Genomic DNA, 26,170 nt, shown 5'->3' with positions numbered 1-26,170 from the left:
TTTAAATGCTTCGCAGTTTGTTGATAAGTAAACCACTTTTATATCTGCCTTCTTCCAGTCTTGGTGCAAGATACTCTTTTGTGGCTTCAAAGTGTTTTTTGTAACTTTCTTTATCGCCCATTTCCACTATATTGGCCCATTCATGCACGGCTGTATGAAACGCCAGGTCTTCTCCTCTGATGCTCTTATCAAACAAAGCAGTTTTTATGGTTTCTTCCAGTAGATCTTCATTCATAAAGAGGTATTCGGCCATGCCAACCCGCAGCTTGAATGGGGGGGTCTGGCATACCAGATTCTTGTATGGGTTTGTACCCAGTTTATGCCAGGTATCTACCATTGCCAGCAAACTCAGGTGCGAATTCGGTTTGTGGCCGGTATCCTGGCTCAGGCTAAATTCGCTCATGATTTTGTCGTCCAGCATCAGTGTTTCGTCTTTGTCTTTAAAAACATGATCGCGGGCAGCATAAATCCGTTTACGGAATTTCTTCTCGTCTTCCTCAATCATCATTTCAAACAAATCCATTTCGCAACTGGCATATTTGCGCACGTCTTTTTTGGCATAAGGATTCAACATTGCCAGACCCGAATACACATGAAACTTATAGCTGTAAATACGGAGTGTCATCAGAAATTTGACGTTGTCAAGCCCGTTAGGATGCAGCGGGTTCTCCCACGGATACACCCTCCTGTGCATACAGGCAGTGCCTATGCTTTCAAAGCCAACATGGGTAATGGCCTGGATATCGGCCATCATTTTGTCATGTTCATGGTAATCGGCCAGTTCATGAATTATCGATCCAATTTTATTAAAAATATGCAAAGATTCATCAAAAGCCTGTTTACTTGCCCTGTGGTTAATCACTACCAGTGTCTGGTTTTCCGGATTAACACTCGGGCCATATAAGGCATGGCAGGTAACTATCTGGGTATCTTTGGGTAAGTGTTTTTCAAAAGATGCAATTTCAGGTGTTTTTACTGACGTTTGGCCGGCCACAATGGCGCCAAATTTTGTAGCTGCACCGCACTGCGCCACCACTTTTTCGATGTTTTCGGCTTCAACAGAATATAAAATAAAATCACATAATCTTGATACCGCCGTTCCGTCTTTTAGCACCTCAATTCCATCAGGCTCCAGTTCTGCTTTTAGTGCTTCAATGTTTTGTGGGAGGTCGCACCCGTACACCTGAAAACCAGCTTTGGCCCAAATCCGGCCAAACATTTTCCCCATATCTCCCAGACCAATTATCCCTATTTTCATTTATTTTCTGTTTACACTTTTTTAATTAAACGTAAAGCTGGCAAGGCTTTTTGAACGCTCTAAAATTAAAATTTGCCTAATTGCTTTAACTTTTAAAGTTTTGTTGGGTTTTAGCAATATTTTTGCTGCCTTTACCAGATAAAATCTATTGATTTTGCCCACTGCAAAATTAATAATAATTATAAATCACAAACGAACTAAATTTTTATCATGCGTACAATTTTGTTGCTTATCGTATCAAATACCTTTATGACATTTGCCTGGTATGGTCATTTAAAAACACCGAATATGCCCATCTGGAAAGCCATTGCTATTAGCTGGGGCATAGCCTTTTTTGAGTATCTGTTTATGGTGCCAGCCAACAGATTAGGTTATGGGCAGTTTAATGCCTTTCAGTTAAAGACAATTCAGGAGGCCATCACCCTTTGTGTTTTTGTGGTTTTTGTGGTTCTTTATTTAAAAGAACCCTTAAAGTGGAATTATCTGGTTGGTTTCGGTCTTATATTCCTGGCTGTTTGGGTGGTATTTAAGAAATAGCCGGGTATCACGAAGTTCAATATTTAAGCCTATACATAAAGTATCCATTGAAATCTGTGATACCGTCGCATTATTTTTCAAACTCAATCAAATGTTCTGATGCGTAGGAGTCGTCTCCGGGTTTGATGCGTTTTACAAAAAAGCGTGCTTTTTTGCCCAGCTTCAGACAGGTATTACGTGCTTCAATATCCTCAGGTGTATTTAATGGCTGTAATGACGGATACCATAAAATATACCCTGGTTTTTCGAAAACCAGCTGTGGTTTTGTCCATTCCTGTGAATTTAAGGCACTGCCCAAATCTGGATTCTTATTGAATGAAATATACACTTTATCGCCTTTCCATGATTTTTCTTCTGTTTTTGCCATCATCATTACCCAGCAATTAAGGTAGGTATTCCAGCTGACAGATGGCCCCCAATGAAAGCCTGTTGATGGTGCTGACGCCGGCCCCCCGCCCTGAGCCATTGGTATTTGTAAAGCGGCCACCGGTTTGCCAACGCCATTATGTGGGGCGTTAAAGCCTTGCCCATCCCATCTTTTTGCTTTTCCAACCGGGCTATCTAAATCGGCAATTGCAATGCGGGCTACGCTGATACATTGCCCTGCCCATTCAGTTTTTGGGTCGTAGCTGGTTTCGTTGTATACACCCGGGTAGCCGTATTCGCCATAAAATAAATACAGGTAGTCGCCACTGGCAACGGCTGAAGGGTCTCCTACACCACCCGCAAATGTATTTGACCTGTTATGAGGCTTCATAATCATGCGAGGGTTGAGGTCTTCAATAAAAATGCCTTTGTTGTTCCAGCTTTTTCCTCCGTCAACCGACTTCATAATGCCTATCCGGCAAACGGCAGCCGGACTGGTCTCGCCAGTAAGACCCTGAGGCCATTTTTTATCATTTTTGTATCCCTGTCCTGTTTTTTCGTCATAAGGCAAGGTTTGAGGATAGTTTTCGTTATGATACACGGCATACAGCGTCTTACCGCTGGCATCTTTCGGTGATTGATAAACGGTCTCAAACCATACTGCCCCATGCAGGCCTTCTTGCCCGATTGGAGCATTGACAGGCATTATGGGTTGGTGAAAATTATCAGCCTTGCTTTTAAATGCCTCATCGGCATTTTTGCCGTCGGCATATTTCAGGTCACGGGCATCACCCCAAAGCGGGTCTTCACCATATTTGCCAGGGAATATCCTGAAAGTGTCACCCACCCAGGCTTCGGCCATGTTGCAATCTACAAAAGAATTGAAAGTGATTTTTTCTGCAGAAATAAGTTTAAATTTAGGATTAAACGCATTTTGTTTATCACCCGGCGTGCAAGCGTTAAATAACAATAGGCTTACAGCCAAGGCAATTACAGATTTAAATAGAAGTTTCATAGGTTAATAGCAGGATAAAGAAAAATTATAGGTTAAATAGATTGTATCAAAGTTATCATTTACCTGCTGAAAACAAAAAAGGATTGCAAATTTCTTCGCAACCCTTTTCGTAAATTTTACCAGAATTATTTCTCAGAAATACCGTATTTGCCTACGTATTTCTTATATAATCTTTTTTGTTTGTCGTCAAGGTCAATCTTTTTACCTCTTATAAATGCCTGCTCTACTTTGCTGGTGCGCATATCCAGAATATCTCCGGCCGATACCACAATGGTAGCGTGTTTACCAACTTCCAACGAACCGACCTGTTTATCGATTCCCAGAATTTTAGCATTATTAAGTGTTATCATTTTCAGGGCATCTTCCGGCGACATACCATAAGCAGCAGCAGTCCCGGCTGCAAAAGGCAGATTTCTGGTTCGCCAGAATTCTGGTGTATAGTACATACCTACCGTTACGCCGCCCTTCATTAATGTGCCTGGTAATTTATATGGATTCCATACATCCTCATCAACCGTATTAGGTAAGCGGTGAGTACCGTTTACAATTACAGGTATATTGTTTTCTTTCAGAAAATCAATTGCCAATTCCGCCTCTTCTCCGCCAACTATTACAATTTTTCTGATTTTGTATTTCTGAGCCAGTTTTACTGCCTCAACAATTTCTTTTCCGTATTCAACCCGGATAAACAATTGCTTCGAGCCATCGTATAATCCTTTCATGGCTTCAAGCGGCGCATTTTTTGGATTTGGATTACTGATTTCAGAATAAGCCAGGGCTTCAGAGAAAAGTTGCTCCAATTCAGCTTTTTGCTGAATGTATTTGTCGTTTTTCTTGATAGCAAACTTCATTTCTTCAAAGCTGAACTGACGCGTTACCAGGGCGGGGTAGTTTAGCCAGATACCGTCATCCTTTTTCAAGGCTGCATCTTCCCAGTTCCATCCGTCATATTCCATAATGGCCGATGTGCCTGAAACAATGCCACCTTCAGGTGTGCTTTGCCCGATTAAGATACCATTCCCTCTGAAAGTTGGTATTACCTCTGAATCAGTATTATGAGCAATCAAAGCTCTAACGTGTGGGTTTAAATCACCTGTTTCGCGTTGATCAAGTGTGGCTCTTACCGAGGCGATTTCAACAAGACCCGCTAATGCCGACGGAGCGATAATGCCCGGGTAAACGGCTTTGCCGCTTACATTAATTACCTCAGTGGTGTTTTTATTGAAGTTGGTAGAGGCATCACCAATGGCGGTAATAATACCTTTGTCGAACACCACGGTGCCATTCTGGATAATTCTGCCGTCGCCCACGTGAATGGTTCCGCCCACCAGTGCAATCGGCTTGGTTTGTGGTGAAGCAGGCGCCTGATTCTGCGCTTTGCTGCACAACCCAAGCAATGATAAACCAATTACTATTATATATTTTTTCATTTTGAAAATCTTATTTTAATGGAACGCTATTAATTAATGTATCAGTCTTTGTTGTTGAAAAATCTTGCTTCGGCTTCGTGGTCGTGTTCATCGGTACGGTTTTCGGTTACGCCCATTTCCATGATAGTATCGCAATGTACTTCAAGGTTGCGTCTTGGCGCAGGTCTTTGCATGGGTGCACCTGTCGATTTTTCAGCTAACATTTTCAACATTAAACGGTTACGTTCTTTCGCTACTGACTGACGCATTTGCTCATCTTTTTCTACATCAAAATAAACGGCGCCGTCAATGATAGTTTTTTCAGGGCGCGCATATATAGAAAGCGGATTGTTGTTCCAGAGTACTACGTCTGCATCTTTACCCGTTTTTATACTTCCCAAGCGGTTATCAAGGTGTAGCATTTTTGCCGGGTTCAATGTTACCATTTTCCAGGCTTCTTCTTCCGAAATACCACCATACAATACAGTTTTGGCAGCTTCCTGATTCAGTCTGCGGGCCATCTCGGCGTCATCAGAGTTAATGGCGGTTAAAACTCCCATTTTGGTCATAATAGCTGCGTTGTAAGGAATAGCCTCTTTTACTTCCATTTTATAAGCCCACCAGTCAGCAAAAGTTGAAGCCGCCACGCCGTGGGTTTTCATTTTGTCGGCAACTTTGTATCCTTCAAGAATATGAGTGAAGGTATTCATTCTGAAATTGAAATACTCGGCCACTTTCATCATCATGTTAATCTCTGACTGCACATAAGAGTGGCAGGTAATGAAGCGTTTGTTGTTCAGGATTTCTACCAATGCATCAAGCTCAAGGTCTCTTTTAGGAGGGGTTACACCGGTTTTATTGGCCAGCACTGTGTAATTTTTCCAGGCTCTTTCGTATTCCTGCGCTCTCTGGAAAGCATCCATATACACTTGTTCAACACCCATACGTGTAGCCGGGAAACGGCTCGTTGCCTGTGCACTGTTGCCTTGTTTTACGTTTTCGCCCAATGCAAATTTGATAAAACCATCGGCACCCTTAATTAAAAGATTATCAGGGTTTTCGCCCCATTTCAATTTAATCAATGCCGATTGACCACCGATACAGTCGGCCGAACCATGCAGTAATTGAGATGACGTAACGCCACCTGCCAGTTGGCGGTAAATGTTTACGTCTTCAGAGTTTAATGCGTCTTCCTGACGTACCTCTGCCGATACCGTTTGTACCTCATTGATTGAGAACAAGGCAATGTGCGAGTGCTCGTCAAAGATTCCGTTGGTAAGGTGCTTGCCTGTACCGTCTATAGTTTTGGCACCTGCCGGGGCTGATAAGTTTTTACCTATCTTGGCAATTTTGCCATTTTGTAGCAATACATCTGTATTTTGTACAATTCCTTCTTTTTCATTGGTCCAAACCGTTGCATTTTTTATCAGCATGGTTTCTTGCTGAGGCTTGGTTTCACTGCCATAAGCCGTGAACGGAAACAACACTTTACCCAAAACAGGTGTCTTGGCTTTTGTGCTGTCTTTCTTTGTAGTTTCTTTGCTGGTTTCTTTAAACAAGGCAGCCCATTTTACTTGTTTGCCATCTGGCAGCACGGCATCGCCTTTCAGGTTTTTGCCATCATAATAGCCACTTAAGCGGGTATCGCCGGCATCTTTTTTGTCCAGCTTGGTTGTAATAGTAAAGAGGTCAGAGAAGCGCGTAACTTTAGTAGCCAGCTTAATGCTGTCGCTTACTATAATCTGATATTCAGGTTTATCTATTTTACCGGTAATGTTTAGTTTCAGGCCTGTTTTATCACCTACGGATAAATCATAAGTACCTCTTACATCGGTCACATCTGCTTCAGTGATAATATATCTTTTACCCTGAATCCAGTTTTCATAAATTACGTTGTCTTTACTGAACAGGTTGTCTGAGGTTATAATGAAGTTGGCCATCATGCCTTTTTTAAGACTACCCAGCTGATTATCAACTTTCAGTAATTTTGCAGGGGTAGTGGTAAGGGCCTCAAGAGCTTTGCTCTCTGGCAAGCCATTTTCAATGGCTTTTCTCAGATTAGCCCAGAACTCGGCTTTGCTTCTTAAAGCATTTGTAGTAAATGCGAAACTGATACCCGCGTTAGCTACTGCGGCAGGGTTGGCAGGGGCCATTTCCCAGTGTTTCATTTCTGTTAACGACACCTGAGCCGCATCAAATGGGTCTTCAACGTCAAATGCAGACGGGAAATTCAAAGGCAATATTAATGAACTGTTGGTAGCCTTGATTTCATCAATGCGTTGATATTCATCTCCGTTACCCTTAAAAATGTATTGAATATTAAATTCTTTACCTATTTTATTACCTCTCAGAATACCCAGTTTATCATTGGCTTCATAAATTTGAGGCAGGTCTTGCTGCGCATTAAATGCTTCAAGAGAAAGATTTCTTTCTTCTTTAACCCCGCCTTTTTTATACCAGTCGGCATCGTAGTAAGTCTGGCGAAGTAAAGCTACCGAACCCATCATTGATACGGGGTAGGTCTGGGTAGAAGTACCCTTGTTTAATGAATAATGTGCTGAGGTTTTTTCTTTTATCAGCAAATCATTTTCTTTACCATTACCCAAAGACACCAAAGCGCCAGTTCCTCTCACAATACCGTCGGCAATATGTACACCTGCCACACTAAAACCTATTTTTCTCAGTTCTTCGGCTTTTGCAGTGTTGGCTTTAAATTCTTTTGCCGCGTCAATTTCAGGCTTTACGGCCTGGTTCCAATCATAAGCGCCTTTTTTGTTGCTTTCCATCTGAGACGGGCCGCCAAATCCCCGGCCACCTTGCGGGCGGGTAATTTCAGGCATGCCGTAGTCTGAGTAAATGTCAATCAGACCCGGGTAAATTCTTTTACCTTTCAGGTCATAAACTACTGTTCCGCTTGGTATTTTTAAATCTTTGCCAACCGACTCGATAATGCCGTTTTTGATGTAAATCATGGCGTTGTCAAGTACGGTTTGTGCATCTACAACAATGGTTGCATTTTTAAAAGCATACTGAGCCGGACGCTCATCATACACTCCGTTGCGAGGAAAAGTTACCTGAGAAAACGCTTGAATGTTGATGAATAAAATGAAAAAACTGAGAAGAATTTTTTTCATGGATAGGTTTTTGATGTTTGGTTAATGATATTGCGAAATTGACAATTTTGCATTAATAAACAAAACTATCTGTACTTTTGTACTGATTATCGTCTAAATGTATAAAAAACGCTTTTAAAAGTGGAAATCAATAGACAGAGCGCAATCTCGAAAATTAATTTTTTTTCATCTGAAAACATCCCTTTTTTATTCCTGATAGATTTTACAGGTAATAATTGGGTGGTAGAACCGCTAGACAATATTGATAGTAATGAAATAAAATTCTGGATTAACGGGAAGACAAACGACCACAGCATTAGTACAGAAGGGCCAGACATTGTGCTTGAAAAATATCCGATGGATTTTACTCAATACAAGGCCGGATTCGACTATGTAAGGCAGCAGATTATCCACGGTAACAGTTTTTTGGTAAATCTGACGGCAGAAACGCCAATTGCCCTGAATATTAGCCTGGAAGAGGTTTTTAAAAGAAGCGAAGCAAAATATAAACTTTGGTGGAAAGACCATTTTGTGTGCTTTTCGCCAGAAATATTTGTAAAGATTGACGAAAGCGGGTTGATGGCTTCTTTCCCGATGAAAGGGACCATCGACGCAGGCTTATTAAATGCGGGAGAGATTTTGTTAAGCGACCGAAAGGAATTGTATGAACACACCACAATTGTTGATTTGATAAGGAATGATTTGAGCCGGGTAGCCGAAAAAGTGTGGGTTGAGCAATTCAGATACATTGATAAGATAGAAACCCATAACCGGAGTGAGTTACTTCAGGTAAGTTCTCAGATATGCGCAAAGCTAAACACCCAATGGCATGAGCAACCCGGTGAAATTCTGGCTGCCTTGTTGCCTGCGGGGTCAATAACAGGCGCGCCAAAAACTAAAACAGTTGAAATTATTCGCGCAGCCGAAAAACTTACTTACCAGGAAAGTAGCCAAAGGGGCTACTACACAGGGGTTTTTGGTATTTTTGATGGAAAGTCAGTGGATTCAGGGGTGATGATTCGTTACATTGAACAAAAAAAAGACGGAAGCCTGACTTTTAAAAGCGGAGGTGGAATAACTGCCAATAGTATTGCAGAGAAGGAATATGAAGAAATGATTCAGAAAATATATGTCCCTATTGTTCGAAACCATTCAATTACAAAACCGGAAACTCCACAACCTTGCCTACCATAACCAACGGATGCATAAAAGCCGTACAGAGCTTTTGGGAATTGATAAAGAGGTGAGTTTAGCAGAGTTTATAAACATACCTGATTGGGTAGGTGAGGGGCTATATCGTTGCAGAGTAAGCTACGAGCATGATATTGAAAAGGTTGAGTTTTTCTCTTATAAGCCAGTTCATCCGGGCAGAATTGACTTGATAGAAAACCGCCAGCTTGAATACCCTTACAAGTTTGAAGACCGGAGCGGGTTTAGGCAAATGCTGAATCAAAATCCTGAGGCTGATGATTTGATTATCCTACATAATGGAATGCTGACTGATGCTACTTTTGCCAATGTTGCGTTTTATGATGGCAGCCAATGGCTAACACCCGACACACCTTTGCTGAAAGGTACAAAAAGGCAGTTTTTGTTAGATTCCGGAGTTTTAAAAGAAGCATCTATTAAAGCCGAAGACCTGAAGTATTTCAGTCAGCTAGCCTTAATAAATGCCATGCGCGACCTGGATATTATTTATAAATACCGCTTTAATGATAATTACCTGCTTATTCAGAGCAATAACTTAAACACTTAACAGCTATCAATAAAGGCTTCTCTCCCTCGTTTTTTTGAGTCAGTCAGGGTAATGCGAAAGCCACATACTGGTTGCCTTTTTTTGCCCCCAGTTTGGTGCCGCCGCAAGCGATAACAATATACTGCTTTCCGTTAAGCATATAGGTAGAAGGCGTGGCGAATCCGGCTGCTGGTAATTTGGTTTCCCAAACAAGCTCCCCTGTTTTTTTGTTAAAAACCCTGAACTTCTCGTCTTTCGTGGCTGCAATAAAAATTAAGCCATTAGCTGTTACCAATGGGCCACCATAATTTTCGGAGCCGGTTGTGGGTATTCCCTTCTGCCTCAGCGATTCAAATTCTCCCAATGGTATTTTCCATAAGTATTCCCCAGTGTTCATATCAATTGCATTCAGTGTTCCCCAGGGTGGTGTAATGGCGGGCAGGCCTTTGCTGTCAAGAAACTTATTGTAACCTGTACTTACAAACGGTAAATAAGGGTTTTTAAAGCCCTTGTTGTCTGCAATGTTTACTTCTTTCTTTTCTTCGCCAAATAAAAATGCTACTAATGCCTGCTTTTCAGCCTGGCTTAAAGATGTAAAACCCGGCATCATACCTTTGCCGTTGCTGATGATTCTGGTTACGTAATCTTTTTCTTTTCGCTTGTCTATATCAATCAGCGACGGATAACCACTTTTGGCATTACCTTTTCTGTCGGCTCCATGGCAGCTAATGCAGGTGGTGGCATAAATTCTTTCGCCGGTACTTAACCCAGCCAAAGCATCTTGTCTGGGGGTGGGTTTCATGGTGAGTATCCAGGCCATTTCGTTGGTGTTTACATAGAGTATCCCGTCATGTGGGTCAGCAGCAGCGCCGCCCCATTCTGCGCCTCCATCAAAACCTGGCAAAATAACCGTGCCTTCTTTGCTTGGAGCTGCAAATCTGTTCCGCTTAAAGGTTCTGAATCTGGCTAGTAATGAATCGCGGTCTTCAGAATAAGCACTAATGTCTTTTTCGGTTAAGGTATGCGCCTGCCGGGCAAATGGCGCTGGTTTAGTAGGTATAGGTTGCGTTGGCCAGGTTTCCTCACCGGGCAGGTCAGATTTTGGTGCAGGTATTTCCTGAATCGGGAAAAGTGGTTTCCCGGTTACCCTGTCAAACAAATATACATACCCCTGCTTGCTTACCTGAGCCACTGCATCAACTTTCCTGCCTTTATGCTTTACGGTAATCAGGTTAGGCGGCGCGGGTAAGTCTCTGTCCCAAACGTCATGGTGAGTAGTCTGGAAATACCACAGCAATTTACCGGTTTTGGCGTGCAGGGCTAATAAACAGTTGGCATACAGGTTTTTGCCTTTTCTTTTGCCGCCATAAAAGTCATAGCCCGCCGAACCGGTGGGTACATAAATAATACCTCGCTTGCGGTCTATGGCCATACCAGCCCAATTATTGGCTGCGCCTACTTCCAGGTTTTTGTAGGCACTCTTTGGCCAGGTGTTATAGCCCGGCTCACCAGGGTAGGGGATGGTGTGGAAACTCCAGGCCAGTTTACCTGTCTTTACATTAAATGCCCTGATGTCGCCCGGCGCAGCATCTGCCCCTTCAGATAGTCGCACGGGCATCACAATTAAATCTTCATAAATAGTACCGGGGGTATTAGAAATAATAAATTTAGAGCGGGCAATTTCTGGCAGGCCAGTATGTAAATCTACCCGCCCGTTATTACCAAAAGAGGTTATTGATTTGCCGGTTCTGGCATCAATAGCATATAGATATGCACCAATGGTATGTAAAATACGCTTATCATTTCCTTCGCTCCAGTAAGCCACTCCCCGACTGGTACTTGCATAATTGTTCAGCTTATCGCCAAAACGCCAAAGCTCTTTTCCTGTGGCTGCGTTAAGCGCAAAAGCCTGTACAGATGGAGTAACACCATACAAAATACCCTCTACAATAATAGGATTAACCTGCATTTGCCCCGAGTCTGGTGTTGCATAAGACCAAGCCACTTTCAGATTTTTTACATTTTCAGGATTTATCTGATTCAGTCTTGAATAGTGGTTACGGTCCGGGCCTCCCAGATATTCACCCCATTGTGTATACTCATCGTTTTCCGGTTGATTCTGCTTTTGAATTGCAGCAATCAATAGAAAACATCCGGCCAGAATCAGGGCAACAATATTTTTTTTCATAGGTTATAAAGGGGTATGGCTTACTTCATTTATAAAACTAGTTTTTATTTTTGTCGTCTATTTTGTCTGAATCGTATAATCGGGTATCTTCCTGATTTGCAAAAATATCAGGGTATTTTGTTTTTATCCATCTGTACTGACTGCCCGATAAAAAGATATACTGTGGACCGGGTTGCTCGTCTTCTTCGTTAAGTAATTCATAGAACAAATACTCAGAGTTTTTGTCCGTAAGCGCTTTGTTTACAAACTCTAAAAATTTAACAGTATCAAAGTCAAAGTACTCATAGTCAGACTTTTCTGTTTTGCCTTTAGGTTTGGGCGTTGCTTTTACAAACTGGCTTTCTGTATACTTTTTGCCATTCAGTTCAAAGCCATACTTAAAGGTTCTGTTGGCGTATTCGCCTTTTTTGAGCATCTGTTGAAAATTGTCTTCAAGCCGTACCGGATTAAATTGCCCGCGGGAAATGGTTTTTAGGGAATCTATCATTGACCTGAAAAGATCTTTGAAGTTGTCCAGCTCCCAGATATTGGATGTAATTACTACTTTGGGCAGATTTTCAAGCATACTTTTACCCGTGGTATAGTTGCGTCTCAATTTTAAAATAAACGCTTCTCTTTGCGCTTCATTCATCGGGTTGAATAACCCTAAACGCCCTAGCTCAAACAAGGTATTGTGCAGGCTGTCGCGGCTGAAATCCCGACTGTACAAATTAAAATCTACGTAATTATTAGGCAGAGATTCCTGCACAAGTGAGGCCTGGGTACTGTCGAAGAGAACAAACGATAGAAAAGGGCTGCGGTAGTCGCAGACAATTACCAGACGATACGGATTGCCGGAGTCAGTCAGGAAATCGTTTATAATTTTGAACTGATGCTCTCCTATGCCAGGGAAATATTGTGAATTGGGGCTTTTGAGTGAATCTATGGCATTTTTAACTACCTTGGGTAACGGTACATACAATATTTGCTCGTAAGGTTTGCCGTTGATTACCATTGAAACAAGATGTTGGCTAATGCCGCTTGAATCATCTTCTGAATTTAGATTTTTTACGCTTATATTACTGAAACCAGCATCTGGCAATAGCTTTTCATTGATTTTACCGATAACATACGTAAACAAGTCTGCATCATTTTTACCGGTGAGTTCATTCATGTTTATAAGCAAAGCCTGTTTACTGGCTTTTAGAATGTCAGATGGTTCTTTGGTTTTGGTCAGGTCTAAAGATTTAAATGCCTCTTCGGTTAGCATATTTTCTCTTTTCAACGCTTCTGCAAAAGCATCTGTTCTGAATGACGCAATCTGCGATTGGTAAGACTCATACATTTTCTGCTCAACAGGCTCATTGAAAACTTCTGAATGATTGGCTTCAAGGTATTCATATTGTTTATGTGTCAGAAATATATAATGACTCGCTTCACCAATACTGAATAAGTTAAATCCGGTGCTTATTTTATAAAATGCCCCGTCTATTTTGCTTTCTTCAAGCGACGAATTTATTAACTCAATAAGCTCGTATTCATTCAGGCTTACCGTACCGATATTGAAAATATTATCTTTTAGGGGCCCTGCCTCTTTTTCCGGCTCCTCTTCAGTCTTGGGGATGTCTTGCCGGTACTCATACTTTTTGTCATTGAGTTTGTAACTCATTAACAGGCTTCTGTCTTTTGAGCCGGGTTTAAGGAGCTCTACATCTAAATTGTCAGTAACTTTTTGCGGACTGAACCTGCCTTGCGTAACACGAGCCAGCTCTGCCATTGCTGATTTAAATGTATCTGCATTTCTGGCATCTCTACCCAGGTTGAAATTGACGCCGGCTACCAGAGAAGGGTAACTTAATAACAGGCTTCTTTTCAGGTATTCGGGTTTGCGTGATTCAAATCTGAAATCTGAAATGGCTTTATCTGCGCCCACGGTGTCGTTGGCAGGTAAAATGCCGTTTTCCTGAAAATCTTTTATTATTTGCAGGAGTTTATCTTTGCTGTATTTATCAGAAAAATCAACTTTAGATTTATTGGGGAAAATCGGTAAATCAATTAAATTTTGCCAGTCATTTTTAAATAGACCTGCCTGAGAGCTATCAAGCAACATCAGGGCTTTTCGTCCGTCTTTAAGCGGAAGCAAGGGGTTCATTTCATTGGCAACCACCATTAGCCGTTTGGCCGACCCAATGTCTGTCAGGTAATCGTTGACAGCCTGAAAATCTTTGGTGCCAATGCCTGTAAGCGGAGATAAAAAGGTGGCATAGGATTTAATAACTATGGTATCCAGATTGATATCCGGCGGCAGGCTCTTCGATATGGTTTTAACCCACCAGAAGTCGGTATCTGCCTTTTGCGCATAACTAAAGCCATTTGCTTTAAACACCAGCTTGAATGTCTTTTTGTCTTTAGAAGTGCCAAAATCTAATACTGAACCAAACATACCGGAGGGCGAATTGGGATTATTTTTTTTGATTTCTGAAATACTGAAATCAGCGTAGGTAAAATCGGGTATTAGTTTGGCAGTTATCTGTTTGTATAGATTTTCATATATCTCTTGTCTGGTGAAATTTCCTTGTTCTTCCGGTATCAGCAGGGTGTTGGTGCAATAAGACAGCAGCTCAACCCTGCTTTTTAGCTCGAAAGGCTGGTAAGATTTTCTTAGGTTTTCTGCACTTTGTGGTGTGAGCATCCTGTTCGATACCAAGGAGTCAATAAACTTAAACTGTTTTGCTTTTAGCGACCCGTAGTTGTCATAAAACCAGGTTTGCCGGGCGGCATAGATAAAGAAACCAAAGTCTTTAATGAGTTTAATGTGGTCTTTTTCGAGCCATTTTATCAGCTCCTGGTAAACTTTTTCATCGACCAGACCGATGCGCCTTAATTTTTCGGCTACCTGAAGATATTGTGTTTTTGAGTTTTTCAGGTTTTGCTCAAGCCCAAGAAACGAAAACGGATTTTTAGGGTTGGGGTCTCCTTCTATTTCCGGCTTGAAATACATGCTTTCGCCCAGTATTTTTTCAGACATCTCTCTGAATCGCACCAACTCATCAGCTGCCGAACCTACATTACGGATGAGTTCATACACTCCTACAAAACCAAGAATAGCGCCTCTTGACATGAATACTGAGTCGGGGAAATTACCCAAGGCGCCAATGGGCATGGTTGAAAGGCGTTGTTTGATGGCAGAATTCTCTTTGTCGAAGGCTTTAAGATAACCGTCTTTACCAAATTCAGAAATTATTTCTTCTTTTTGTAGTGCATCCAGGTATTGCCTTACCTGTTGTTCAGATAAGGTCTGGGCATAAGAATTGATTGCAAAAATTGTAAGAGCAAATAAAAGTATGTGTTTCATGTAAGGAAAAATTAAATCAAAAGATGTTGTTTTAGTTAAGCAAAAAGGTGGTTTATGTAAATGTGAATGATTCTGAATTTAAAGTAATGGCCATTTGAAGTTACTGGTAAGTTTAATTTTCATACCGGTTGCTGATGATTTCCGGGCTGCTTCTATAATTTCTAAAATGTGCAGGGCATGTTCTACATTAATAATTGGCTCAATACCTTTTACGATACTTTCGCCTACTACTCGCGCACCTTCCTGCCATTCGTATCCGCCCTTTTCTGTACTGGTCAGTACTGGTGGGTCTGTCCACGATGTATCCAGTACAACGCCGTTTGTTTCCCAGTCATACCCTATTAACCGCATATTACCGCGGTCGCCGTAAATCTGAATCGAATGTAAAGATTGATTGGTGGCCTCATGCCCATGAGGGTCGAAATAGTTAAACCCACACATAATATGAGAAATCACGCCTTTGTTATGTTCAAGTAACACATGGGCATTGTCTTCGGCTTCTACTTTTACTTTACCTTTGTCGTCAACGGTTCTTTCAGGATTTACAATGCTGGTCATGGCCATTACGCTTCTGGCAGGGCCAAGCAGGCCGGTCAGGGTTGCCATATTATACACACCCAGGTCTGGCATGCTGCCGCCTCCTTTCTCGTAGAAAAAGGCGCTCCAGGTTGGCCCGGTATGCCCATACTGCCCATGCGCAGCCGCCAGTCTGCCCAATTTGCCTTCCTGAATAGTTTTGTTCATCAGTGCAAACTGAGGGCTGTTTACCACGGCTGGGGCTCCCCATATTCTTAGTTTTTTGTTCTTTGCCAGTTCAAGCAAGGCTTTACCTTCTGCATAAGTGTTGGCCATTGGCTTTTCGCTCCAGACGTGTTTCCCGGCAAGCAGGGCTTTTTTATTTAATTCTCCGTGTGCCTGCATATCGGTGAGGGTAACCATCATGTCAAATGGTTCTCCGGCCAGCATCTGGTCTATATTTGCATAAGTTCTGGCATTTACCTTGTATTGCTTGTTTTGCTCAACCGCTCGTTCAGGCTTAATATCACAAAGGCTAACCACCTGAATTAAAGGTGATGAAATTAACTGAGGCAGGTATCTGTTGCTCACGCTTCCGCAGCCAATAACGGCAACCCGCAGTTTTTTTTCGGTGGTTTCCAGGGCAAAACCCTCAAGTGAAGAAAGAAGCAACGCTGCACCAGCAGACGCGGTGTATTGTAGAAACTTCTGTCTGGAAAGCGTTTCGTTCATTGAAATAACATTTATGTTGAATAGAGGCTGAATAAATATACAAGTATAGCTAAAAAAATGATATTGCCGTATCTGAACCTTGTCAAATTGTGGGCAATGGGCTTGAAGCGTTACAGGTATTGGGGCAGCATTGGTTTAAAGCAACCCCATTTGTAATTGTAATTTACTCAGAATTGCATTTTCTGTATTCTTACGGCATTTAAAATGGCCAGCAGTGCTACACCAACATCGGCAAATACGGCTTCCCACATAGTGGCCAGCCCTCCGGCGCCGAGAATCAGAACCAATATTTTTACGGCAAAAGCCAATGCAATATTCTGAAACACAATGCTTCTGGTGGCTTTACCAATTTTAATGGCCGTTGCAATTTTAGAAGGCTGATCAGTCTGAATAACCACATCGGCGGTTTCAATGGCTGCATCGCTGCCCATAGCGCCCATAGCAATGCCTACATCACTCAATGCCAGCACAGGGGCGTCGTTAATGCCGTCTCCAACAAATACAGTTACCCTTGTCGGGTCTTTACGCAGTTCTTCAACTTTCTGTACTTTTTGTTCAGGCAGCAAATCGCCGAATGCCGTGTCAATACCAATAGATTGTGCAACTTTTTGAGTAATAGAATTTTTGTCGCCACTTAGCATAACAATTTGCTTAATGCCATTGGCGTGCATTTGGCTGATAGCCTCTGCAGCATCTTCTTTTACTTCATCAGCAATAATAATATACCCTGCAAATTTACCGTCAATGGCCACTGCCACAACACTTTCAACAATGTTATGCAGTGTTCTGTCATAATCAATATTAAACTTTTGCAACAGTTTAATATTTCCTGCCAATACTTCTTTCCCGTTAATGATGCCTTTCAGGCCATGCCCGGCTATTTCTTCAATGCTCCCGATTACGAGTGCTTTGTCTTTATTGGCGTGTTCGGCAATAGCTTTGGCGATTGGGTGGGTTGATTTACTCTCAAGCGCTGCCACTAACTGCATAAATTCATCTTTATCTATGCCTGCTGTTACTACTTCCTGAACCTTGAAAACGCCTTTGGTGAGTGTTCCTGTTTTGTCTAAAACTACTGTATTTACCTTGGTCATCAAATCCAGATAATTGGAGCCTTTGAACAGAATGCCATTTCTGGAGGCTGCGCCGATTCCACCGAAATAACCCAGCGGAATTGAGATAACCAATGCACAGGGGCACGAAATAACCAGGAATATCAAGCCCCGGTAAAGCCACTCGCTGAATACATAATTTTGTACGAACAATGCAGGTAATAATACAACAGCCAGCGCCAGAAAGAACACAATAGGGGTGTAAATACGGGCAAACTTACGAATGAGTAACTCTGTTTTTGCCTTACGGGTAGTGGCATTCTGTACCATATCAAGAATACGCGCCAACGAGCTGTCCTGAAAGGCTCTGCTTACTTTCAGTTCAATCACTTTGTCCAGATTCAGCATGCCGGCCAGTACAGTTTCGCCTTTATAAATACTGCCAGGTTTGCTTTCACCGGTTAAAGCCGAAGTATTGAAACTACTGCCTGCACTTAACATTTCACCGTCAAGCGGTACTTTTTCTCCGGCTTTAATCTGTATGATATCTCCTATGTTTACTTCTTCCGGTTTCAGGTTTATAAAATGATTGTTTCTGAGAACACTGGCTGATGACGGCCGAATATCAAGTAAGGCTTTGATATTGCTTTTGGCTCTTCGCACTGCGGCACTCTGAAATAATTCGCCAACTGCATAAAAAAGCATTACTGCCACGCCTTCGGGATACTCGCCAATGGCAAATGCGCCAATTGTAGCCAGAACCATAAGGGTAAATTCTGTAAAGAATTCTCTTGCTTTAATACCTGCCCAGGCTTCTTTTATTACCGGAAACCCAACCGGAAGATACGCTGCCGCATACCAGATAAGCCTGATATAGCTATGGAAGAACGAGCCTGAAAAATTGGAGTCTAGCACAATGCCCGATATCAGCAGTAAAAAACTGATAATGGCAGGGCGGTATTGAACCCACCCGCTGGTATTACCGTGGCTGTGGTCGTGGTCGTGGTCATGGCTCTCCTGATTCACGTGAGTATGACTGCTACAGCAACTATCATGGTTTAAAGACTCTGTAATTTCATTTTTTGATGCAAGCAGTTCTTCGGCATTGGCTTGCGTGTAAATTCTCTCCTCCAGCGAGCAACAGGTCATTCTGCCTTCGGCATCATAAGTGTGCACATGGTTAGGGTCTGTATTAAGCCCCTTTGGTGTATGGTTATGCCCGTGTTTCATATATGCAACGTTTTACCAATTGGTCAATTAATAAATTAAATTTTAATCTTAATGCCACCATTAAACGACCGCCCCTCGGTATGGGTATATACCTCATTGAAACGCGGCGTGTTATGAGCATCAGTAACTACTTTTTCAAATCTGTTCTGCCGGGTGTCTGTAAAGTTTTCGGCATTGGCAAAAACACTTAGTTTGCCGAAGGTCTTTTCTAAGAACAATCCAAATTCCCAGAAAGGTTTGGTTAATCGGCCGTCGCTCAGTACCTGTCTGTCAGAATAATAAGCCTCGAGCCCAATTTTGAAGTTCCTGTGTTTTTCTGCCAGCAAAGCCATGTTAATTTTGTTTTTAGGTAACAAAGGCACCGTCTGATTCCCGATCTTATAAGTTGCTTTGGCATCTGTAAAGGTGTATCCTGCAAAGAGCTTAATCCAGTCGGCAAAGGTGATTCGTACATTAGTTTCGAAACCTTTTGAAATGACGGGTTTCATGGCATTTTCAAAATAGAACGCATTGTCTGCGTTATTGGTCAGTACCAGTGGTCTATTGATTTGTGTTACAAAGAACAACTGGTTAACTGTAAAACTCAGATTTTCTCCTACACTGTTCTGGTAATTGAAATCTATGGTACTACCATAAGATTTCTCTGCTTTGGCTTTATTATCTATTGCCAGCACATGCCTGAACGCCAGCGTTTCAGTTGCCTCTGTAAACATAGTGGGTAGTTTGTAACCCAGGCCACCCCCTAAACGGCTGCTCCAATTTTCTGAAATTTTATAGAGTGCCGATACTCTGGGTAAGGCAAAAAGGCCATAACGGTTTGCATAATCAAGCCTGAAACCACCTTCAAACAGAAGTTTTTCTGTTAAATCCCAATTGTCCTGCACATAAGCTCCGGTAATCAAGTTATTTTCTTTTCTCGGAGTATCACTTTCTTTTTCTCTGAAATTATCAAAAATCAGATTTGCACCCGTTACGATTGTATGTTTATTGAGCTGGGTTATGTATGAGAAATCGGTATAAGTATGGTTTTGCAAGCCTCTGAAACTATAGCCCGGAATTCTGATTTGTCTGTCAAAAACACTCAGGCTTTGTTTTAGTACCCATTGAGTGTTTCCGGAAATCTGCCTGCTTAACTGTGCTGTGGTAATGTTCCTTACTGATTCGTTTTTTTCATAATAAGCGTGATGGTCATCCCCCTTTCCTTTAATTACATACATGTCGCCGCCAAAACGATACTGAAAAGTGGTGGAGTTGCCCAATACTAACCTGGTTTTATCATTGAAATAGACAAACAACCGGGGGTTGATGTTCAGATCCCGGCTTTTGGGAATCTCCGTAAAATCGTCTTTATCTACATCATAAGGTTTCTGAATAGTACCCGATACCAGAAAGGAATAACCCACTTTTGCATTTCTTTTAGCCGAAAAGGCGCTAAAATTTGTTCCACCTCCTGTTGATGTCTGGTTGATAATGGCTGAAAACTCCGGTTTTTCACGAGGCTCTTTTGATATAAAATTGACAACTCCGGCTATTGCTCCACCGCCATAGAGTGTTGATGCAGAGCCTTTAATGATTTCAACCTGCCTTAAGTCAAGCGGCGGAATATCAAGAATGCTTAATCCGCTCGAAAAGCCTCCGAACGCAGGGAAACCGTCTTTGAGAATCTGGGTATACCGGCCATCGAGTCCCTGTATTCTGATACTCTGGTTGGCAGATGTATAACTGGTTTGTTGTACCTGTATGCCCGTGCTTTCGTGCAGCAGCATTGATACATTATTGGGTCTCATATTGGCTTTTTCATCTATTTCTTCCATTGAAATAGCCTCTATGCGTGTGGGAATACTCTCAATGTTGCGGCTGATGCGCGTGGTAGAAACCACTACTTCTTCCAGTTCTTCATCATTGCTTTCCAGCAGAATTATGATATCTGCCATCAGCGGGAATGATATTTTCTGATTGCTGGTTTTATAACCTATAAATGAAAATACAACCGTTTGTTCACCATCAGCTACGCCTTTAAGGTTTATTCTGCCTTCTGCATCAGTCGTGCCTCCGTTTGTAGTACCTTTAATACTTACTGTTGCACCTGTTAAACTCTCTTTGGTTTTGCTGTCTTTTACAATAAAACCGGGTATGCTTTGGGCAAAACTGTAGTGTGCTACAACGAAAAATATATATAATAATCTTAATTTTTTCATGATTCCAATTAGTTAATACAATACTTGTTGAGGCTTACTGCTGAGTAAGCACTGGGTTTTCGCAGAGCGAAATTTTATCTAAGTCGTATTAAACTAATTGTGGCGGTTGCCAGAGCAAGGAAATAAAACCTGCGGTATCTTTGGTTTCGGTAAGATACATCGTTCTGGCTGAAACAACGTTGCGCTCAACGGCCTGTTCGGTGTAAGGTGAAATCATTAGATTACCACAGCAGGCACAACTGCAAAGAGGCGAACAGAGGTCAGACTCCTCACCATGCCCCGCCTGTGAATCGGTGTCGCTGCGTACAACAGCCTTAGCCATAGTATCTGCACTGCCGGCGGTATCATGGCAGGGCATACACGCCAGAAAAAGCAGATAAAAGCTAAAGAATATGTTCGAAAACCGACTCATGCTGCAAATGTAGATAAGAAACCCATGCAACAGGAGTGCAAGAAAAATATTTATTTTTTTCTGAAAAAGATGGACTGTAAATCATTATTCTATACAAATACCCAGTATTTAAACAAAAAAAATCGCAGGAGTTGCCTGCGATTTTACATATGCCAGAATTAACTACTGTTACTTCAATACCTGTACTTCAATGCTCGAATCAGAATAAACCTTGTGTGTGGCTTTAATAAAATCAGCCTCATCAGCTTTGTAAATATTCGGTACAAATTTCTGCGGGTTGCGGTCAATCAGCGGGAACCACGTGCTTTGTACCTGAATCTGTATCTTGTGGCCTTTTTTAAACGTATGCAGCACATCCTGCAGTTGAATATTAACGTCAGTCACTTTGCTTGGTACAAATGCTTCCGGTTTTTCAAAACTGTTTCTGAAACGCCCTCTCATTACCTCACTACGTACCATCTGGTGATAATTAGCCAACATTACATTTTTATTTGGCATATAGGGGTGGTTCACCTCGTTGCCCGGGTACACATCAATCAGTTTTACAACCCAGTCGGCATCGCTGCCGGTTGTGCTTACTTTCAGTTTTGCAAAAATCTCTCCTCCCAGAGTTATGTCTTCGGTTAATACATCTGTCTCAAATACCAGTACATCCGGGCGTTTGGCGGCAAATCGCTGGTCTTCCGACATATAATTGAAAGGAGTAAAGCCTGTCATAGACTGTAGGTCTTCGCTGTAAGGCACTGGTTTTTTAGGATCGCTTACATATTCGCTGGCGCCAGCCCTGGCCGCTTTGGCCTTGTCAAGTTTTCCGTTTGTATTCAGGTAAAATGTTAGCTTTTGCGCATTATCCGCAGGCCATTTTTCAAATTGTTTCCATTCTTTGGTGCCTGTGTCAAACAGATAAGCGTCTGGCAGGCCTGTTTTGCCGTCACCTGCCTCTTTCAGAAAGTGGCGAAAGAATTTAGCTTCGATATTTCTCTGATAAAAAGTGGCTATACTGTCTCCAAAATATACATTACTGTGCAGGGTATGACCAGTCTCTGCCGACCACCGACCATGCCCGAAAGGCCCCATAACCAAAGTGTTATAAGTACCCGGGTTATTTTTTTCTATTTTTTTGTAAACATTCAACGGGCCATATAAGTCTTCGGCATCAAACCAGCCACCCACGGTCATAACTGCATGTTTGATGTTTTTCAGATGCGGAATAATGCTTCTTTTTTGCCAGAAATCGTCATAATTAGGGTGGTTTATGGTTTCCTGCCAATAGAAATTGTCTTTGTAGTATTTCTGAGCATTTTTGAGCGGGCCTAAATCAAGCTGAAACTGGTAGCCGTCTTTCATCTGGCTGGTGTTAATCATCTGGCTGTTATACCAAGCCTGAGAAGTAGGGCCGGGTGTTTGAACACCAAACACAGGAAAGGTGAAAAGATAAGCCTGAATGAATGCGCCGTTGTGGTGGAAGTCGTCAAAGAAAAAGTCGCTCACAGGGGCTTGCGGCGATGACGCCTTTAATGCCGGGTGGGCATCAACGGCTCCGGCCACAGTATAGAACCCGGGGTAAGAGATTCCCCATTGGCCAACGCGGCCGTTATTTGAAGAGATATTTTTTAATAGCCATTCAATGGTATCGTAAGTATCAGAGCTTTCATCAGGCGCTGTGTTGGCACCATTACCCGGGTTATTGGGTGTCATGTTGGTCCAGGTACCTTCAGACATCCAACGGCCTCGTACATCCTGATAAACAAAAATAAATTTGTCTTTCATTAACGTTTGTGACGGCCCCAGTCGGTACGGATATTTGTCTTCACCATAAGGCGCAACACTATAGCAGGTTCTCTGCATCAATATCGGGTACTTGTTAGACTCCGAAGCATCGTTCGGTACATAAACTGCTGTGTGCAGCTTGGTGCCGTCGCGCATGGGTATTTTGTATTCGTGTTTGGTATAATTTTGTTTTACAAAATCATTTTGCGCTAAAGCTACAAACGAGCATAGCACAAAAAAGATAATCTTTTTCATGAAGAGGTAGTTTGAAATAAAGTATGAGTAAAAAACCTGACGCTAATTTAGAAGGAATGCCAGAGCATTTCATCAAAAGCGAACAGAATTTTTAAAGAGAATTTCTGAATGGGCTAAAGAACTTGAATCAGAAAAAAATGGCAAGCAGACAAATCAAAACGACAATAATAGCCGAGACGATTTTTTTTACTTTATTTAGTTTCATATCACGAGTAGCCCGGTAACTGAGATGCACCGAATGTCTCATAAATTCTAGGGTGTTTTAGGAGTGGTATTAAAATTTTGCAACGCGTTTAACGTGATACAAATATAGTTGATTTCAAGCGTTTTACAAGTTAAGCTAATGTTAATATTCAACTAAATTGCTTTAAACAATATATTCCTTTGTGAAAAGCGTTCCAAACTGTATTTTTGCAGACTTTTCAATGAAATCAAAAATAAATGGCGAATAAAGATTCTATTTTACGCATTGCCCTGCAGAAATCTGGCAGGCTGAGTGAAGACTCCTTTGGACTTTTCAAAGAATGCGGTATAAAGTTTGAAAGTGGCACAGGCAAGCTTAAAACTTCGTCGTCTAACTTTAATGCAGAGTTCCTTTTTCTTCGGGATGACGATATTCCGGGCTATGTGGAAGACGGCGTGGCTGATATAGGTATTGTTGGCGAAAACGTATTTGTTGAGTCAAACCGTGAAGCCGAACTGGTTTACCGGCTGGGTTTTTCGAAATGCAGGTTATCAATAGCCGTGCCTCGTGGCGTTGAGTATAATGGTATTGAAGATTTCAATGGTAAAAGCATAGCTACTTCATACCCGCGTATTCTGGGCGGTTATCTGAAAAGCAAGGGTGTGACGGCCGAAATACATGAGATCAGTGGTTCGGTTGAGATTGCCCCCAGCATTGGTCTGGCCGAAGGTGTTTGCGACATCGTCAGCTCAGGTAGCACCTTGCTCAGTAATGGTTTGAAAGAAGTAGAAGCCATTTTTAAGTCTGAAGCTATTCTGGTTGCCAGCAAAAATTTGTCTGACGAAAAGCGGGAAACCCTTAATAAATTGTTGTTCAGAATAAGGGCAGTACAAACCGCACAGAATTACAAGTATATTCTGCTGAATGCACCTAATGATAAGCTGGATGAAATTATTAGCTTGTTACCGGGCATGAAGAGCCCCACTATTGTGCCTCTGGCCATGTCTGGCTGGTGCTCGATTCATTCTGTACTGGAAGAAAACCAGTTCTGGGAAAACATTGAGGCTATTCGCGCCGCAGGTGCAGAGGGCATTCTGGTGATTCCGATAGAAAAAATGATATATTAAAAACTACATTTTCTTAATAGCCATGACCACCTACGATACCTCTGCCGATGCTATAAATGCTTTAACAGCGAATGGCTATGTGCATAATTTTAACCTGAAAAACGAAGCACTGTATTGTCATACCCACGACACGCACCTGCCACCGGATGATTTTCAGATAGATGAGGTACATCGTTTTGAGGGCGAAACTGACCTTGAAGATGAGTTGGTGGTGTATGCCATTTCTTCGCCATCTACGGGTTTAAAAGGAGTTTTAGTGAATGCTTATGGCGTATATGCTGAGGGAATCTCGGCAGAATTGGTAGAAAAACTGAAAATTATCAGATAAATGAAAATAGTTTCTTTTCCTCCACGAGCTGAGTGGAAACAGTTGCTGGCACGCCCCGTGCAGGAAATGGCAGATATTGAGCAAAAAGTACAACCAATTTTAGCCAAAGTAAAAAAAGAAGGCGATAATGCCTTGCGTGAATTTGCTTTGAAATTCGATAAGATTGAATTAGGTGCCATACAAGTACCACAATCGGAAATTGATGCTGCCGGCGAGCATCTTTCAGAAGAGCTGAAGGCGGCTATTCATCAGGCATATCAGAATATTTATACTTTTCATGCTGCACAAAAGCAAGAACCACAGGTAATTGAAACCATGCCGGGTATAAAGTGCTGGAGAAAAAACGTGGGTATACAAAAAGTCGGGTTTTATATTCCGGGGGGTACTGCCCCACTTTTTTCAACAGTATTGATGTTGGGTGTACCGGCACAAATTGCCGGTTGTCAGGAGGTAATTCTCTGTTCGCCAAGTAACCATCCGGCTATTTACTATGCAGCTAAACTGGTAGGTGTAACAAAGGTTTTCAGGGTAGGAGGGGCACAGGCCATTGCGGCTATGGCCTATGGTACTGAAACTATTCCGCAGGTATTTAAGATTTTCGGCCCGGGTAACCAGTATGTAACGGCTGCTAAACAATTATTGAGCAAAGAGGGCGTAGCCATCGATATGCCCGCAGGACCATCAGAAGTGGCTGTTTTTGCCGATGATTCAGCTATTCCGTCTTTCGTGGCTTCTGACCTGCTTTCGCAGGCTGAACATGGAGCCGATAGCCAGGTATTACTGGTAACAACCAGTAAGAAACTGGTTTCGGCTGTTAATCTGGCTGTATCTGGTCAGTTAAACCGCCTGCCCAGAAAAGAACTGGCTGCACAGGCTATCGAGAACTCAAAGATAATTCTGCTTGAAAACGAAGCTGATTGTATTGAGTTACTGAATGATTATGCACCCGAACACCTGATATTATCGGTTGAGAATTATTCTGATGTGGCAGAGCAGATAGTCAATGCAGGCTCGGTATTTTTAGGTAATTATACCCCCGAATCTTGTGGTGATTACGCATCAGGTACTAACCATACCCTGCCAACCAATGGTTATGCACGTGCTTACAGCGGCGTATCTTTAGATAGTTTTGTAAAGAAAATTACTTTTCAGGAAATATCAGAAACCGGCATCAGAAACATCAGCAAAACTGTAGAACTAATGGCAGAGGCTGAGTCGCTGGAAGCCCATAAACGAGCCGTTAGCCTGAGAGTAGAAAGTCTGGGCTGATTGTAAAGCGCTTTTATATTGACTAGTCCTAAAATAGCGATACAGGATTAATAATAGTAAAAATACATTTTTTAGACAGAAGTAGCCTTCGTGTTGCTTCTGTTTTTTGTTTTATAGGTTTTCATTTTGATACTGTTTTGCA

General features: G+C 42.1%; 17 protein-coding genes. 6 read left to right on the top strand and 11 right to left on the bottom strand.

Features of this window, described 5'->3' with window-relative positions; genetic code table 11:
* Window position 1: 1 nt before the first annotated feature.
* A complete protein-coding gene (locus NZ848_RS20655) occupies window positions 2–1,258 on the bottom strand; it encodes a prephenate dehydrogenase (RefSeq protein WP_253534900.1) in 1,257 nt (418 codons plus the stop codon).
* A gap of 210 nt (window positions 1,259–1,468) precedes the next feature.
* Between NZ848_RS20655 and NZ848_RS20650 the strand changes: the two genes are divergently transcribed.
* Window positions 1,469–1,795, top strand: a complete 327-nt coding sequence (locus NZ848_RS20650) for a DMT family protein (RefSeq protein WP_259017095.1) — start codon at window positions 1,469–1,471, stop codon at window positions 1,793–1,795.
* A gap of 70 nt (window positions 1,796–1,865) precedes the next feature.
* On the opposite strand, the gene NZ848_RS20645 is transcribed toward NZ848_RS20650, so the two are convergent.
* From NZ848_RS20645 to NZ848_RS20635, 3 genes are all read right to left on the bottom strand, one after another.
* Entirely contained in the window at window positions 1,866–3,176 is a 1,311-nt protein-coding gene (locus NZ848_RS20645) for a hypothetical protein (RefSeq protein ID WP_259017094.1), read from the bottom strand.
* Between the two features lie 125 nt (window positions 3,177–3,301).
* Window positions 3,302–4,606 carry an amidohydrolase family protein gene (locus NZ848_RS20640; protein WP_259017093.1) on the bottom strand — a complete coding sequence of 435 codons (1,305 nt, stop codon included), beginning with the start codon at window positions 4,604–4,606 and terminating at the stop codon, window positions 3,302–3,304.
* Window positions 4,607–4,647: 41 nt separating this feature from the next.
* On the bottom strand, window positions 4,648–7,719 hold the full coding sequence (locus tag NZ848_RS20635) for an amidohydrolase family protein (RefSeq protein ID WP_259017092.1): 3,072 nt from the start codon (window positions 7,717–7,719) through the stop codon (window positions 4,648–4,650).
* 120 nt (window positions 7,720–7,839) lie between these two features.
* On the opposite strand from NZ848_RS20635, the gene NZ848_RS20630 reads away from it, so the two are divergent.
* Together NZ848_RS20630 and NZ848_RS20625 are read left to right on the top strand one after the other, a co-directional pair.
* On the top strand, window positions 7,840–8,892 hold the full coding sequence (locus NZ848_RS20630) for an aminodeoxychorismate synthase component I (RefSeq protein WP_259017091.1): 1,053 nt from the start codon (window positions 7,840–7,842) through the stop codon (window positions 8,890–8,892).
* Window positions 8,828–9,454 carry an aminotransferase class IV gene (locus NZ848_RS20625; protein ID WP_259017090.1) on the top strand — a complete coding sequence of 209 codons (627 nt, stop codon included), beginning with the start codon at window positions 8,828–8,830 and terminating at the stop codon, window positions 9,452–9,454. Before NZ848_RS20630 ends, NZ848_RS20625 begins: the two co-directional genes overlap by 65 nt.
* Window positions 9,455–9,497: 43 nt before the next feature.
* Here NZ848_RS20625 and NZ848_RS20620 read toward each other — a convergent pair whose 3' ends face one another.
* The 7 genes from NZ848_RS20620 to NZ848_RS20590 all read right to left on the bottom strand — a co-directional run bounded on the left by NZ848_RS20620 (window position 9,498) and on the right by NZ848_RS20590 (window position 23,120).
* Window positions 9,498–11,621 (bottom strand): outer membrane protein assembly factor BamB family protein, encoded by a 2,124-nt coding sequence (locus tag NZ848_RS20620; protein ID WP_259017089.1) that lies wholly within the window; start codon window positions 11,619–11,621, stop codon window positions 9,498–9,500.
* Between the two features lie 37 nt (window positions 11,622–11,658).
* A complete protein-coding gene (locus tag NZ848_RS20615; RefSeq protein ID WP_259017088.1) occupies window positions 11,659–14,955 on the bottom strand; it encodes a hypothetical protein in 3,297 nt (1,098 codons plus the stop codon).
* Between the two features lie 78 nt (window positions 14,956–15,033).
* On the bottom strand, window positions 15,034–16,203 hold the full coding sequence (locus tag NZ848_RS20610) for a Gfo/Idh/MocA family protein (RefSeq protein WP_259017087.1): 1,170 nt from the start codon (window positions 16,201–16,203) through the stop codon (window positions 15,034–15,036).
* Window positions 16,204–16,370: 167 nt separating this feature from the next.
* Entirely contained in the window at window positions 16,371–18,485 is a 2,115-nt protein-coding gene (locus tag NZ848_RS20605; protein WP_259017086.1) for a heavy metal translocating P-type ATPase, read from the bottom strand.
* A 35-nt stretch (window positions 18,486–18,520) separates the two neighbouring features.
* On the bottom strand, window positions 18,521–20,683 hold the full coding sequence (locus tag NZ848_RS20600; protein ID WP_259017085.1) for a TonB-dependent receptor: 2,163 nt from the start codon (window positions 20,681–20,683) through the stop codon (window positions 18,521–18,523).
* A gap of 88 nt (window positions 20,684–20,771) precedes the next feature.
* On the bottom strand, window positions 20,772–21,095 hold the full coding sequence (locus NZ848_RS20595; protein WP_259017084.1) for a DUF6660 family protein: 324 nt from the start codon (window positions 21,093–21,095) through the stop codon (window positions 20,772–20,774).
* A gap of 168 nt (window positions 21,096–21,263) precedes the next feature.
* A complete protein-coding gene (locus tag NZ848_RS20590; RefSeq protein WP_259017083.1) occupies window positions 21,264–23,120 on the bottom strand; it encodes a CocE/NonD family hydrolase in 1,857 nt (618 codons plus the stop codon).
* Window positions 23,121–23,561: 441 nt separating this feature from the next.
* Here NZ848_RS20590 and hisG point away from each other — a divergent pair, with 441 nt between their 5' ends.
* Genes hisG through hisD form a run of 3 tightly spaced genes read left to right on the top strand, consistent with a single transcriptional unit; the run spans window position 23,562 to window position 26,028 of the window.
* Window positions 23,562–24,431 carry an ATP phosphoribosyltransferase gene (gene hisG / locus NZ848_RS20585; protein ID WP_253534930.1) on the top strand — a complete coding sequence of 290 codons (870 nt, stop codon included), beginning with the start codon at window positions 23,562–23,564 and terminating at the stop codon, window positions 24,429–24,431.
* Window positions 24,432–24,453: 22 nt separating this feature from the next.
* Entirely contained in the window at window positions 24,454–24,759 is a 306-nt protein-coding gene (locus tag NZ848_RS20580; protein ID WP_259017082.1) for a phosphoribosylpyrophosphate synthetase, read from the top strand.
* Window positions 24,760–26,028: a histidinol dehydrogenase gene (gene hisD, locus NZ848_RS20575; RefSeq protein WP_259017081.1), complete on the top strand. Its 1,269-nt coding sequence runs from the start codon at window positions 24,760–24,762 to the stop codon at window positions 26,026–26,028.
* Window positions 26,029–26,170: the final 142 nt, after the last annotated feature.

The sequence above is a fragment of the Emticicia fluvialis genome (assembly GCF_024793945.1).
In the GTDB taxonomy this organism is placed as follows: domain Bacteria; phylum Bacteroidota; class Bacteroidia; order Cytophagales; family Spirosomataceae; genus Emticicia; species Emticicia fluvialis.
Note: the sequence above shows the minus strand (reverse complement) of the source record. Positions and strands in the feature narration are given on the sequence as shown.

Bases quoted from the DNA above. Each gene is read 5' to 3' on its own strand.
- NZ848_RS20655 (WP_253534900.1), bottom strand. From the start codon at position 1,258: ATGAAAATAGGGATAATTGGTCTGGGAGATATGGGGAAAATGTTTGGC.
- NZ848_RS20650 (WP_259017095.1), top strand. From the start codon at position 1,469: ATGCGTACAATTTTGTTGCTTATCGTATCAAATACCTTTATGACATTT.
- NZ848_RS20645 (WP_259017094.1), bottom strand. From the start codon at position 3,176: ATGAAACTTCTATTTAAATCTGTAATTGCCTTGGCTGTAAGCCTATTG.
- NZ848_RS20640 (WP_259017093.1), bottom strand. From the start codon at position 4,606: ATGAAAAAATATATAATAGTAATTGGTTTATCATTGCTTGGGTTGTGC.
- NZ848_RS20635 (WP_259017092.1), bottom strand. From the start codon at position 7,719: ATGAAAAAAATTCTTCTCAGTTTTTTCATTTTATTCATCAACATTCAA.
- NZ848_RS20625 (WP_259017090.1), top strand. From the start codon at position 8,828: ATGTCCCTATTGTTCGAAACCATTCAATTACAAAACCGGAAACTCCAC.
- NZ848_RS20620 (WP_259017089.1), bottom strand. From the start codon at position 11,621: ATGAAAAAAAATATTGTTGCCCTGATTCTGGCCGGATGTTTTCTATTG.
- NZ848_RS20615 (WP_259017088.1), bottom strand. From the start codon at position 14,955: ATGAAACACATACTTTTATTTGCTCTTACAATTTTTGCAATCAATTCT.
- NZ848_RS20610 (WP_259017087.1), bottom strand. From the start codon at position 16,203: ATGAACGAAACGCTTTCCAGACAGAAGTTTCTACAATACACCGCGTCT.
- NZ848_RS20605 (WP_259017086.1), bottom strand. From the start codon at position 18,485: ATGAAACACGGGCATAACCATACACCAAAGGGGCTTAATACAGACCCT.
- NZ848_RS20600 (WP_259017085.1), bottom strand. From the start codon at position 20,683: ATGAAAAAATTAAGATTATTATATATATTTTTCGTTGTAGCACACTAC.
- NZ848_RS20595 (WP_259017084.1), bottom strand. From the start codon at position 21,095: ATGAGTCGGTTTTCGAACATATTCTTTAGCTTTTATCTGCTTTTTCTG.
- NZ848_RS20590 (WP_259017083.1), bottom strand. From the start codon at position 23,120: ATGAAAAAGATTATCTTTTTTGTGCTATGCTCGTTTGTAGCTTTAGCG.
- hisG (WP_253534930.1), top strand. From the start codon at position 23,562: ATGGCGAATAAAGATTCTATTTTACGCATTGCCCTGCAGAAATCTGGC.
- NZ848_RS20580 (WP_259017082.1), top strand. From the start codon at position 24,454: ATGACCACCTACGATACCTCTGCCGATGCTATAAATGCTTTAACAGCG.
- hisD (WP_259017081.1), top strand. From the start codon at position 24,760: ATGAAAATAGTTTCTTTTCCTCCACGAGCTGAGTGGAAACAGTTGCTG.